General features: G+C 64.6%; 7 protein-coding genes. 4 read left to right on the forward strand and 3 right to left on the reverse strand.

Annotated features, from left to right (window positions below):
• Window positions 1-168 precede the first annotated feature (168 nt).
• The 4 genes from RMR04_RS04260 (at window position 169) to bamA (ending at window position 9,695) form a co-directional block, all read left to right on the forward strand.
• On the forward strand, window positions 169-1,443 hold the full coding sequence (locus tag RMR04_RS04260) for a metallophosphoesterase family protein (protein WP_311913144.1): 1,275 nt from the start codon (window positions 169-171) through the stop codon (window positions 1,441-1,443).
• The gene (locus tag RMR04_RS04265; RefSeq protein ID WP_311913145.1) at window positions 1,443-4,928 is read left to right on the forward strand and encodes an ATP-binding protein; all 3,486 of its coding nucleotides are present in this window, start codon (window positions 1,443-1,445) and stop codon (window positions 4,926-4,928) included. Before RMR04_RS04260 ends, RMR04_RS04265 begins: the two co-directional genes overlap by 1 nt.
• Before the next feature lie 590 nt (window positions 4,929-5,518).
• Window positions 5,519-6,763: a peptidase T gene (pepT, locus tag RMR04_RS04270; RefSeq protein WP_311913146.1), complete on the forward strand. Its 1,245-nt coding sequence runs from the start codon at window positions 5,519-5,521 to the stop codon at window positions 6,761-6,763.
• Window positions 6,764-7,169: 406 nt separating this feature from the next.
• The gene (bamA, locus tag RMR04_RS04275) at window positions 7,170-9,695 is read left to right on the forward strand and encodes an outer membrane protein assembly factor BamA (RefSeq protein WP_311913148.1); all 2,526 of its coding nucleotides are present in this window, start codon (window positions 7,170-7,172) and stop codon (window positions 9,693-9,695) included.
• Window positions 9,696-9,735: 40 nt separating this feature from the next.
• Here the strand turns inward: bamA and RMR04_RS04280 are convergent, their stop codons facing one another.
• The 3 genes from RMR04_RS04280 to RMR04_RS04290 form a co-directional block, all read right to left on the reverse strand.
• The gene (locus tag RMR04_RS04280) at window positions 9,736-10,509 is read right to left on the reverse strand and encodes a DeoR/GlpR family DNA-binding transcription regulator (RefSeq protein WP_311913149.1); all 774 of its coding nucleotides are present in this window, start codon (window positions 10,507-10,509) and stop codon (window positions 9,736-9,738) included.
• Window positions 10,510-10,726: 217 nt separating this feature from the next.
• The gene (locus tag RMR04_RS04285; RefSeq protein ID WP_311913150.1) at window positions 10,727-12,145 is read right to left on the reverse strand and encodes an FGGY family carbohydrate kinase; all 1,419 of its coding nucleotides are present in this window, start codon (window positions 12,143-12,145) and stop codon (window positions 10,727-10,729) included.
• Entirely contained in the window at window positions 12,142-13,383 is a 1,242-nt protein-coding gene (locus RMR04_RS04290; RefSeq protein ID WP_311913151.1) for an NAD(P)/FAD-dependent oxidoreductase, read from the reverse strand. Before RMR04_RS04290 ends, RMR04_RS04285 begins: the two co-directional genes overlap by 4 nt.
• Window positions 13,384-13,390: the final 7 nt, after the last annotated feature.

Genomic DNA, 13,390 nt, shown 5'->3' on the forward strand with positions numbered 1-13,390 from the left:
ATGGCTGATCCCAGCGCTGCGTTCCTGTACATTCAAAGGGGGAGTAGAGATCTTGCAAAGGGAGAGTAGAGATCTTGGCCGGCGCTACCTATCGCCTCTCGACGGAGTTGGCCAACGTCGCGCCTAGAGGCTACCTCCAAGCATTGAAACAGTGGCTGGGGACAGATCGTGACATATCGCTTCGTCCATGCGGCGGACATCCACCTGGATTCGCCGCTGCGCTCGCTCGCGCTGCGCGATGCGGATCTCGCTGATCTGATCGGAAATGCCACCCGGCGGGCCTTCGTGCGCGTCGTTGATCTGTGTCTCGACGAGCAGGTCGATGCGCTGCTGTTGGCCGGCGATCTCTATGATGGCGACCAGACCTCGATGAAGACGGCGCGCTTCCTGGCTGAGCAGCTCCGCCGGCTGCATGAGGCCGGCATCAGGGTCTTCGTCATCCGCGGCAACCACGATGCGCTGTCGCGGATCAGCAAGGAGCTGACCTTGCCGGATTCGGTGAAGCTGTTCGGTGGCCGCGCTGAAGCGATTGCGATCGAGCGGGACGGTGGCCAGTTTCCCGTCGCGATCCATGGCCTCAGCTTTGCGCAGCCCCATGCCCCCGAAAGCCTGCTCGGCAAGTACAGGCCACCCATCGAGGGCGCTGTGAATATTGGCCTGATGCACACCAGTCTCGCCGGCATGCCCGGACATGATCTCTATGCGCCGTGTAGCCTGGCTGATCTGCAGGGCACTGGCTTCAGCTACTGGGCGCTTGGCCATGTCCACAAGCGTTCGATCGTCGAGGGTGGCTGCGCAATCGTGATGCCCGGCATGCCGCAGGGCCGCGACATCAACGAGGCCGGTGCCAAATCCGTGACCCTGGTCACGATCGGCGACGATCGCTCGATCCGGATCGAGGAGCGAGCCACGAGCATCGCGCAGTTCGAGAGGGTTGCTGTCGATGCGACGGGAATCGACGATTGGCGCGATCTTGTCGCTGCGCTGGCGCGAGCGCTGGAGCAGGCGCACGGCGAAGTCGCCTGCGAGCATCTTGTCGCCCGTTTGCGGGTGACAGGGGCGACGCCGCTGGCCTGGCGCATCCGGCGCGATCTCGACCTCCTCAAGACGGAAGCCGACAATCGGGCGTCGGTCATCGGGAACTGCTGGGTCGAGAAGCTCGAGGTCGATTGCCGGGCTCCCGGCGTGGCGGCCGGCTCATCGGCCGATCCGCTCACTGAACTGCGCCGTCTGATCGACGAGGAGGTCATCGGCTCCAACGCCTACCATGCCGAGGTCGCGGCCATCGCCGAGGAGCTCAGGACGCAGCTTCCGCAGGAATGCCGCGGCCTGCTCGGCTCTGATGAGGAAACGTTCAAGGCTATGATCGCGGTGCTGGCGAGGGACGGCTCTGAAGACGTGCTTGCCCGACTCCATGCTGGTGCGGAAGGCGGCGTTTCCTGATGCGCCTGAAGTGCCTCGATCTCACACGCTACGGCAAGTTCACCGATCATCGCATCGAGTTTGGCGAGCGGTTGGAAGGCCAGCCCGACCTGCATATCGTCTACGGTCCCAATGAGGCGGGTAAATCGACCGCCCTGGCCGGTTTTCTCGATCTCCTTTTCGGGATCGAGACGCGCAGCCGCTTCAACTTCATCCATCCCTATCCGACGATGCGCATTGGCGGGACATTGGAACTCGCTGGCGGTCCCCAGGAGCTCGTTCGGATCAAGCGGCCACAAAACGGCCTGCTCGATGGGCGCGACCAGCCGATTGCTGAGGGCGTCCTTCTGGGAGAACTCGGCGGTATCGATCGTGAATCCTATCGCACCATGTTCTCGCTCGACGATGCAACGCTGGAGGCTGGCGGCGAAAGCATCCTGTCGAGCAAGGGCGATCTCGGCCAACTCCTGTTTTCGGCGAGCGCGGGTCTGGCGGATCTGAGCAAAGGCCTCGTCGATCTCAAGACCGAGGCCGAGGGGTTCTACAAATACCGCGCCCGCAGTGGCGAGCTATCGGACCTCAAGGCCCGTCTCGGGGAGCTCAAGGCCGAACGGGAGCGGATCGATACTCTCGCATCCGACTATGCCCAGCTTATCGAGGCGCGTGATCGGGCCGCCATTCAGTACGAAGAGGCGATCGTCAGCCGCAGCCGTATCCAGGCGCGCATGGACGAAATCCAGCGCCATCTGAACGCCTTGCCGCGCCTGACGGATTTGCGCGCGCTCAAAGAACGCATCGCGCCCTTGGCCGACCTTCCCGGCGCTCCGCGCGGCTGGGCCGACGAGTTGCCGCAATTGCAAAAGGACGAGATCGAGCTCGGCATTCGCGCGCAAGGCTTCACCGAAGAGATCGCGGAATTGTCAGGGCAACTCGACGCGATCGTCGTGGATGAGGCGGCGTTACGGTTGGCCGACAGGGTCGAGCGGCTCGCTGATCTGCGCGCTCGCCATGTCACGGCCGAGAAGGACATCCCCGAGCGCCACCTGCAACTGCGCGAGGCCGAACTCGCGATCTCCGCGATCCTGGGCCGGATCGATCGGACTGGAGAAACCGGGCCCGATCGTCTTGTGCTGGGAGCCTCCGTCATGGGCGCTCTTCGCGCCCTGATCGAAACGCGCTCTGGCATCGATGCGGCGCTGAAATCGGCGGCCGATGAGCTGTCCGAGGCTCGCGGGCGATTGGACGAGGCGCAGGCGAAACTGCGCGAGGTTGGCGGCGATCCGGAAGCCGCGCAGGGACGAGAGACGCGGATGTCATCGCTCGCTGCAACCGTTGCGACCGCGCGGGCCGATGACCACGCGGCTCGACGCCGGTTGGCCGAACGGATTCGTGACGCCGCGCGCGTGACGCTGGCGGATCGTCTGCGCGAGTTGCGGCCCTGGAGCGGTGACATCGACGAGCTTGTCGACCTGTCGGCGCCCGATGCGGGAGAGATACAACACTGGACGCTGGCGACCGTCGAGGCACAGAAGCGGATCGATCAGTATGCCGGTGAGGTCGAGCGCCTGACGACGGAGCAAATCCGCCTTACGGCCGAGTTGAACGCGCTCAGTGGGATCTCAGGTCTCGTCTCGGATCAGGAAGCTGCGAGCATTCGTGCAATCCGGGAGCAGGCCTGGGCCGCTCATCGGGACAAGCTCGACACCGCTTCTGCCGATGGTTTCGAGGCCGCCCTTCGGCGTGACGACATCGCCACGAATGGGCGGCTCGGCCATATGGGAGATGTCGCAAAACTCCACCAGGTGGGCCAGGCACTGGCCATCGTCAAAGCGGAGTGCGATCGCGCCATAGAACTCCGGAATGTCGCAGCAGCGGCTCTGCAAAGCATCCAGCGCGAGATAGCCTCGGTCGTAGCTGCGGCCTGCCCGGCGCTGTCGGACCGGATGTCGCTGCCTCAGTTCGAAGCCTGGCTCAGCCGACGAGATAAGGTTTTGGAGGCGCGGGGGCTTGTCCGCACGGCGGAGAGCGATCTCCGCGAGGCGGAGGCCGACGCCGTGGCTGTGCGAGAGAGGCTGGTCGCCGCGCTCAGCGCGGCTGGTCTGCCGCAGGATGCGGATGCCCGGTTCGAGGCGCTGCTCGCAGCGGGGCAGGGGGCGATCGACCGGGAGGTCGAGCTGAAGGCGTTGCGGGCTAGCGTGGATGAACGGCAGGGCGACCTGACGAGCCGCGAGCGCGAGGCCGAAAAGGCTGCGAAGGCCGATCGGGACTGGAACGCTTCATGGACCGAAGTCTGCTCGGCCTGCTGGCTGGGAGAGGGCGGTAAAGCGCCCTTGCTCGCGACTGTTCGCGAAATCCTCGTGGCCGTCACCGAGCTCGGCCCGGTGCTGGAGAAGAAGGCCGGTCTCGTCGACCGCATCGGCAAGATGGAGAAGGATCAGGCCATATTCCGCGATGAGGCTGAAGCGCTCGCCAGAGAGATAGGGACCATCGCGCGGTCGGGCGATATCCTGGATCTGGCGCAGGCGGTCAGCGCTCAGATTCAGCAAGCCCACACCGAACGAACGCGGCGGGCGACTGCAGCCCAAAACCTCGAGGCCGCTCGGAGCCGGCAACGCACGCTCTCCGAGACCTTGGCGGTTCACGATCGCCGCAAGACAGAGATGATCGCTTTCTTCGGCGTCGAGACCTTGGCGGAGGTCTCCGGCAAGCTGTCGGCCATCGAGAAGAGGGCGGAGTTGGCGGAGCAGGCCGAAGCTGCCGAGCGCGACATCCTCGCGGCGCTTCGGCTGCCCATGATAGACGAGGCGCAAGCCGCCCTCGATTGTGCCGATCACACCGCCCTGGAGGCAGAGCTTGTCGAGCTGAAGGCCCGCTTTGATGATCAGGACCAGCGCAGCCGTGACATGTTCTCCGCCCACAGCAAGGCGCTCGATCGTGTCGAGGCCGTCGGCGGCGATGGCACCGTGGCGAGGATCGAGGAGGAGAAGCGCACGCTGTTGCTCGACATCGAGGATCGGGCGCTCCGCTATCTCAGGTTGAAGCTCGGCGCAGCCGCGGCCGAACAGGCGCTGCGCGCCTATCGCGACCGGCATCGCAGTTCGATGATGGCGCGCGCGTCCCAAGCCTTCGCGACGATCAGCCGTGGCGCCTATACCGGGCTCGCGGCCCAGCCCGAGAAAGACGGCGAGATCCTGATTGCGCTGGCGGCCGGGGGCGGCTCGAAGGAAGCTGCGGAGCTGTCAAAGGGCACGCGCTTCCAGCTTTATCTCGCGCTGCGTGTCGCCGGGTACTACGAATTCGTCGCCTCTCGGCAGCCGGTGCCGTTCATCGCCGATGACATCATGGAGACTTTTGATGATTTCCGCGCCGAGGAGGCGTTCCGGCTCTTCGGTGAAATGGCGCAGGCCGGGCAAGTGATCTACCTCACCCATCATCCGCACCTCTGCGAGATCGCGCGGCGTGTCTGCCCAGGCGCCAGAGTTCATGAACTCCAAGCGGGCGGGTGACCGGCGTGACGTCCGCCTGGCGCAAAGTAATCCGTTCACGGCCTCGCAAGTCGATGTGCTGTTTGGTAGGCCGCGCTGATCCGTGTCTTGATCCCATTGCGAGCATCGATCGCAAGTGCCTCCGCCGCTAGACCAGAAATTGGATACTTCAAGATAACCGGTCCTAATGAGCACGCGCCGCCAAAGATCTGGTCCTTGAGCAAGGCGAATGACGGTCGGCTCGCTAATATCAATCGCCCGGTCGTAGGGTCGAATCATGAGAGGTACCTGCCGATATGCAGTCACGTGCTCCGGCTCTATTCGTTGGCGACGCCGAATTGGCGCGATCTTACTGTGTGATCTGGCGGTAATTGATATAACTAAATTTCAAACTCTCGATTTTTGCCTTATGGACCGGGCGTGCAAGAGCAGGACACGAAAAAGTGGCACCGGTTTTTCGCATTGATCCTGTGCTCACTCTTAGATGAGAGACGGATGCGGCCAACGAGGGCGAGGCCCGCCTTTCCGGCGCTGTCTCGTGCCCGTCATTGCGATAGGGTCGTTGTGACGGAGGCGAGGGACAAAGCCTCAATGGGCCGGACGGAGGCAGGATGAGCATTCGCGTGCAGCTGATCGAGCGGTTCTTCCGCTATCTGGCGGTGGAGAGTCAGAGCGACGCCAAATCCACGGCGTTGCCGAGCACGCCGGGCCAGCAGCGTATGGCCGCCTTGCTGGCGGAGGAATTGCGCGCGCTCGGGCTCGAGAAGGTCGTCATCGACGACCATGCCACCGTCACGGCGCTGAAGCCGGGCACGCGGCCGGGCGCGCCGAGGATCGGCTTCATCGCACATGTCGACACGGTCGATTCCGGGCTTTCGCCGGTGATCCACCCACAGATCCTGCGCTTCGAGGGCGAGGATCTCTGCCTGAACGGGCAAGAGGACATCTGGCTGCGCGTGGCGGAGCATCCCGAGATCCGCCCCTGGGCCGGCGCGGATATCATCGCGAGCGACGGTACGAGCGTGCTCGGAGCCGACAACAAGGCCGCGATCGCGGTGATCATGACGCTGCTTGCCGATCTGGGCTCCGAGGACGCGCATGGCGATATCCTGGTCGCTTTCGTCCCGGACGAGGAGATCGGCCTGCGCGGCGCCAAGGCCCTCGACCTCTCCCGGTTCGATTGCGATTTTGCCTATACGATCGATTGCTGCGAACTCGGCGAGGTCGTGATCGAGAACTTCAACGCCGCGGCCGCCGACCTTGTCTTCACCGGTGTCAGCGCCCACCCGATGTCGGCGAAGAATGTCCTGGTGAACCCGCTGCTGATGGCGCACGACTTCATCAGCCAGTTCGACCGGACGCAGACGCCCGAGCACACCGAGGGCCGCGAAGGCTATATCTGGTTCCATGACATCGTCGCCAATGTCAGCGAGGCGCGGTTGCGGGTGATGATCCGCGACTTCGACAAAGTCTCGTTCGAGCGGCGCAAGGCGCGCCTCGGCGAAGTTGCGGCACTGATCGCCGCGCAATATCCGAAAGGCCGCGTCGATTGCGGGGTGAGCGACACCTACAGCAATATCCATGACAGCCTGGGCGATGACCGTCGCTCGGTCGACCTGCTCTTCGCCGCGCTGGCGGCGCTGCGGATAGAACCGAAGCTGATCCCGATGCGGGGCGGGACGGATGGCGCGGCGCTCTCCGCCAAGGGGCTGCCGACCCCGAATTTCTTCACCGGCGCCTATAATTTCCATTCGCGCTTCGAGTTCCTGCCTGTCCCGGCCTTCGAGAAGTCGTTCGAGGTCGCGCGCATGATCTGCAGCTTGGCGGCGCAAGGCGACAGCGCCGAGCAATCCTAAGGCGGGCTGTTTATCCTCGGAACCACCCCGTCACCCCAGGACCACCGTCGGTCGTCGAGGATGACGGGGTGGTCTTGAGGCAAGGTGGCGTGCTCAAGGGCCTGCGCGCATTTCAGGATGAGGGTTGTGTGTCCAAAAGCCTTCTCGATGGCAAGCGCATGATCTGTAGAAGGCAGCGCCTCTGCTAGGATATCCGTTTTATTGCAGTAATTCTTGAATTCCATTCCAGAATTATGTGCGGATCTTGAAATTAACCGCTTCCGCTCTTCGAAAATAAGGCGCGAAGACATCGTTCAGACACCGCGCGAAATGGTCGGAAGCAATTGGAATCAATCTCGTCGATTCTTCGCCTTTAGTCGCTGGTTAGCCTGCCGTCGGCGTAACCGGTGATGCAATAGGCGATAGAATGACGTGGACCTCCCCGAGCCGGGCTTTCAAGGCGTGGCTCTCTCTGTCGGCCGGGCTTGCGATGCTCATGCTGGTTTTCAGCGGCGGCGTGGCGTTCGCGCAGGCCGTGGTCGTGCAGGGCAACAGGACCGTCGATGCGGAGACGATCCGGGGCTATGCGAGCGACCCCGAGGCAAGGACGCCCGAGCAGATTCGGACGCCCGAGCAGATCCGGCAGAAGCTGGTCGCCAGCGGCCTGTTCTCCAGCGTCCAGGTCAGCCGGCGCGGTTCGCAGATCGTCATCGCCGTGCGCGAGAACGAGGCGGTCAATCGCGTCGCCTTCGAGGGTAATCGCCGCCTGAAGAGCGATGTCCTGTTGCAGCAGGTCCAGTCCAAGGCCGGCGGCCCGTTGAGCCAGGCGCTGATCGATGCCGATGTCCAGCGCCTGAAGGATGCCTATCGCCGCGCCGGCTACGGCCTGGCCTCGATCAGCGGGCGCATCAACGCCTTGTCGAATGGTCGCTCGGACGTGGTTTTCACGATCTCCGAAGCGGGTAAGACCGGCATCAAATCGATCAATTTCAGCGGAAACAGCGTCTATTCGTCGGGCCGCCTGCGCGATCTGATGACCTCGACCGAGTCGAATTTCCTCAGCTTCATCAAGACCTCGGACGTCTATGAAGCGGACCGGATTACCTCCGACCTCGAAATCATCCGCCGCTATTATCTGAAGAACGGCTATGCCGATTTCCAGATCGCCTCGAACAAGGCCCATTTCGACGAGACGCAGGGCGGCTGGATCATCGACATCGCAGTCGAGGAGGGGGCGCGATACCGCGTCGGCAATGTCGCGGTTGATTCCAAGCTGCCCGACGTCGACCCTGCGGCCCTGCAGCGCATCGTCGCGACGTCCTCCGGCGACACCTACAACGCCGAGGCGGTCGAGAAGTCGTTGCTGGCCCTGACGATGGAGGTGTCGCGTCGCGGCTATGGCTTCGCGCAGGTCCGCCCGCGCGGCGACCGCGACGCTGCCGGCCATCTCATCGGCATCACCTATGTCGTCGACGAGGGGCCGCGCGTCTATGTCGAGCGCATCAATGTGCGCGGCAATACCCGCACCCGCGACTATGTCGTGCGCCGCGAACTCGATCTCAGCGAGGGCGACGCCTACAACAAGGTGCTGGTCGACCGGGCCGAGCGGCGCCTCAACAATCTCGGCTTCTTCAGCAAGGTCCGCATCACCAACGAGCCGGGCTCGACGCCCGATCGCGTCATCGTCAACATCGATGTCGAGGACAAGGCGACCGGATCGTTCTCGGTCAGCGGCGGTTATTCGACCTCGGATGGCGTCATCGGCGAGGTCGCGCTGTCGGAGGCGAATTTCCTCGGCCGCGGCCAGTTCGTGCGCATCGCCGGCACGCTCGGCCAGCGCACCCAAGGCGTCGATTTCTCCTTCACCGAGCCCTATTTCCTCGGCCATCGCGTCGCGGCCGGCTTCGATCTGTTCTCGAAGTACAATGATTATTACAGCACCAGCCGCTATTCGAGCCGCGTGACCGGCGGGCAGCTGCGCTTCACCCTCCCGATCACGGAGGAGTTCTCGATCACGCCGCGCTATTCGCTCTATACGACTGAAATCAAGGTTCCGAACTCGACGGACTATCCCTATAACGACTGTACGAACGCGATCACGGGCACGACGCCGGGGACAACGGGCGCAACCGCGGAAAGCTCGACCTATAACTGCCTCACCAATGGCGAGGCGTCGGTCGCGGTGAAGGAGGCGCAAGGCTCGACCATCACCTCGCTGATCGGGCTGAACCTGAACTACAACTCGCTCGACAACACCCAGGCCCCGCGCAACGGCTTCGTTGCCGAGGTGAAGCCCGAATATGCCGGTCTCGGCGGCGATTCGAAGTTCCTGCGCGTCGCGGCGGATGCGCGCTATTACCGCGAGCTCTTCGACGATGTCGTCGGCTTCGTGCGGCTCCAGGGCGGCCATGTCCAGGCGACCAGCGGCGATCTGCGCATGATCGACCATTATTCGATGGGGTCGAACCTGGTGCGCGGTTTCTCCTCCACCGGCATCGGCCCGCGCGACGTGCTGACCGGCGCCGCACTCGGCGGCACGACCTATCTCGGCGGCACGCTGGAAATGCAGTTCCCGCTGCCGGGCCTGCCGCGCGATGTCGGCCTGCGCGGCGCGATCTTCGCCGATGCCGGCACGCTGTTCGACTATGACGGCGGCTCGAAGACGATCACCAGTGCGAGCTATACGGGCTGCCCCGGCGGCTCGGATGCACGGCAGTACAGGGTCTCGACGAGCTCGAGCTATCAATCCAACATTGCCTGTGTCCGCGACAACAACGTCATTCGCTCGTCGGTCGGCGTCAGCCTGCTCTGGCAATCGCCGCTCGGCCCCATCCGCTTCGACTATGCCTATGCGCTGTCGAAGGATGATGGCTGGCGCGACCCGACGACCGGTATCAGATATGGCGGCGACAAGCTCCAGGCCTTCCGCTTTTCGGGCGGCACGCGCTTCTGAAGTCACGGCGTCTGCGGCGGAGGAGTCTCCGGAGACGCGATCAGTCCGCGATGATGATCTCGATGCCCGCCGCCAACAGGGTTTGCGCAAGGGGGCTCGCCGGAAGCTGGTCCAGCACCATGCGCTGGATCCGCTTGAGGTCGCAGACCTGGAAGATGGCGGTTTTCCCGAGCTTGGAGCTGTCGGCGATGACGGTCAGGGAGCGGCTCTGGCCGAGCATCGCCTGGGCGATCTCGGCCTCTTCGGGATTGAAATCGGAGACGCCGTCGGCATCGATCGCCCCGACGGTGATCACCAGATGCGCGGCCTTGAATGCGCCGATCTGGTCTAGCGCGAGGCGGCCGACATTCTGCGCGGTGTCGTCCCGGTATTCGCCACCGATGAGGAAGACGCGATTATTGGCGCCCTTGCTCACTTGCTGCGCGACCAGGATAGAGTTCGAGATCACGGTAAGGCCCGAAAGCTTCCCGAGTTCCTCGGCCAGATAGACCGTGGTGCTGCCTGTATCGACGAAGATCGAGTCCCCGGGCTTGAACAGAGCGGCCGTGGCCTTGGCGATCCTGCGCTTCTGGGGCACGTTTTCATGCATGCGGGCCTGGAACGAGCCCTCGACGATCTGGCCCTCCGCATAGGCGCTGAGCTCGCTGGCGCCGCCATGGAATTTGCGCACGCGTCCATCCTTCGCCAGGGCGGACAGGTCGCGGCGGATGGTTTCGCGCGAGGTGGACAGGGTGGAGGCCAGAAACTCCACCGTGACGCTGCCGCGTTTCTCGACATAGTCGACGATGAGGTCCTGGCGGGCCGACGGACGCATTCCCTAGCCTTCTTCTCGTAGCATCGATTCTTGGCAGCGCCGCATTCTTGGCATCGAATCGAGTCGATGCCGCTGATCGACCCTTCCGCAAGCGAAGAACGTCGGAATCCGCTCCTCAGGCAAGCGGTTTCTGCCACAGCCCATTCAAGCGGGGGGCAGGCCAGGAAGATCTTGCGCATGGAAACCAAATCCTTCGGGGACGTGCTGAAAAGCGATGTTAGGCGCGCCATCCGCGGCTGCGCTGCACGGCCCCAGTGAAACGCTCGCGCCATTCGCCGCCGCGGGCATCGATGGGTGAGAAGATCCGGCTGTGCTCGCCCACTGCCTTCGCAGGCTCCTGGTCCGCGCCAGAGGCGAGCATGGCGCAGCCGAGTGCGGTCAGTTCATGGAAGGCCGGTCGAGTGACGGGGCGCTGCAGCGCGTCGGCGAGGAACTGGGCGAAGTAGTCGCTCTGGGCGACCCCGCCATCGATGGAGATCCGGTCCTGAATGGCGACCCGGCTGCCGATGGCCTCGACCACCTCGGCCGTGCGCAGCGCGATCCCTTCCAGCACGGCCTGACAGAGATCGCGCGGCGTCGTTGCCGCCGTCATGCCGATCCAGGTCGCAGCGGCACTGCGGTCCCAATGCGGGCAGGCGAGGCCGGACAGGGCCGGAACGAACGCTATGCCGCGCGAGATCGCCGGCGCGGCATCGAATGCCTGCAATTCGTCGAAGGCTGTGAACAGGCCGAGATTGCGGATCCAGTCGATCGCCGAGCCGGCATCGTAGACTCCGCCATCGACGGCATAAGTCGCCCGACCGCCAAGGCGCCAGGCCACGGTCGGCAGCATGCCGCGATCAGGCGCGCGAACGATCTCGTCGCCCGTCACGGTCAGGACGAAGGCGCCCGTCCCGAAGGTGATTTTGGTGTCGCCAGGCTTGCGGCAGCCATGGCCGAACAGGCCTGCCTGCTGATCGACGATCGAGGCGTAGATCCGGGCGGAGCCGATGGCGCCAAAATCGCCGACCGTTTCGCGAATCTCCGGCAGTGTCTCGATGGGAACCCCGAACAGCTCGCACAAGACAGGATCCCATGCACCGGTTTCCAGGTTCATCAGGGAGGTCCGAGACGCCGTGGTCGCATCGGTGGCGAAAGTTCCCGTGAGCCTGTCGAGGAAGAAGGCGTCGGTCGTCCCCAGGCGCAGTCGCCCAGTGCGCCGCGCCGCCTTGACCGCCTGCGAATGCTCGAGCAGCCAGCCGAGCTTCGAAGCGGAGAAATAAGGGTCGAGCGGCAATCCGGCGCGGGCCAGGGTTTCGGCCTCGGCGCCGTCGGCGCGCAATTGCGCGATCCGGTCGACCGTGCGGCCATCCTGCCAGACGATTACCGGCGAGAGCGGCTCTCCGGTCCGCGCATCCCAGGCGAGGCAGCTCTCGCCCTGGTTGGCCAGGCCGATGCGGGGAACCGCTCCGGCCTCATTCAGGCAATGGCGGATGTTTGCGAGCAGCTCCAGCGGGTCGTGCTCGACCCAGCTCGGGTGAGGATAATGCTGGGCGTGCCGGCCGGCCTTGATCAGGCGCAGGCTGCCATCATCGTCGAGGACGAGCGCGCGTGTGCTGGTGGTGCCCTGGTCGATCCCGACGGCGCGTGAGGTCATGGCCGCATCTCCACCCTGATCTCGGTTGCGTCGTCGGGGAGCCCTAGCTCCTTCAGGTCAAGCAGGATGCGCCACTCGGGCAAGGCCGAGAGCGATTTGCGCAGAAGCGTCCGGCCATTAGCCGAGACCTCCAGATGACCCGTGCTCGCCTCCTGAACGCGTAACTCTATACTCCTGGCGCCGGCCAAGAGCCCCGGCAGGGCGATCTGCTGGGGAACCGCCAGCTTGATGTCTCGCCCTGGGATGACAGGGATCAGGCGCTCGGCCTTGGCGAGATTGCCCTGGAGGTCGTCTGCGATATAGCCCGCGATGCGCCGACCCTCGCGGAAGGACCAGCCGGCCGTCTCGACGGCGCGCAGCAGGTTACCCGCGGCAAAGTAAAGACTGTCGGAGCAGCGCCCGAATTGATCGATCCGCGGGCCGCTGGAATGCGTGTCGAGGGTCAGATGGCTGAGCCTGACGAGCGAGGCCTCGGGAACGAAGCCGCCGGTGAACAGCACGCCGTCGCAAGCGAGCGTGGTCCGTTCGCCATCCTGCTTCTGCAGGGTCACGCTGTCGACGCGGCCATTGCCTTCGATCGCCGCGATCTCGGTACGGTAATGCACGGGAATGCCGACGAGATGCGGCAGCAGCGCCAATGGCCAGCGTGCGGTCGGGCGAGAGCGGGCCTCGACCATCGCGACAGGGCGCATGCCATGGGTGAGGCAGGTGGCGATGGCCGAGAGGCTCACCAGCTCCGTGCCGACGATCACGGGGCGGCGAAACGGGATCATGCCCTGCAGATGGACATAGGCCTGCAAGGCGCCCGTATTGATCACGCCGACCGGGCGCGTGCCGGTCACGAGCCTGGCCGAGCGTGGCGTCTCGCGGATGCCGGTCGCCAGCAGGACGCGCTTGGCCCTCACTGCGATACGGCCATCAGGCGTCGCCAGTTCGAGGAGCCCTTCCGGATGCAGGGCGACCACCGCATGATTGAGCCTGATCTCGACGCCGGCCTGCAGCGCATGGCGGACGAGGCGTCGCGCATAGGCCGGGCCGGTGAGGATGCGGCCGAACTCCCGCAAGCCGAAGGGCGGGTGGCCGCAATGCCGCGGCACGCCGCCGGCCTCGGCGTCACGATCGAAGACGACGACCTGCCCGATGCCGCGGCGCTTCAATTCGATAGCGGCCGACAGGCCCGCCGGCCCGCCGCCGATCACGGCGACATCGACGCTCAGGACGTTTGCCGGCTCAGTCATGGCTCGC

The organism is Bosea sp. 685, assembly GCF_031884435.1.
Lineage (GTDB): Bacteria > Pseudomonadota > Alphaproteobacteria > Rhizobiales > Beijerinckiaceae > Allobosea.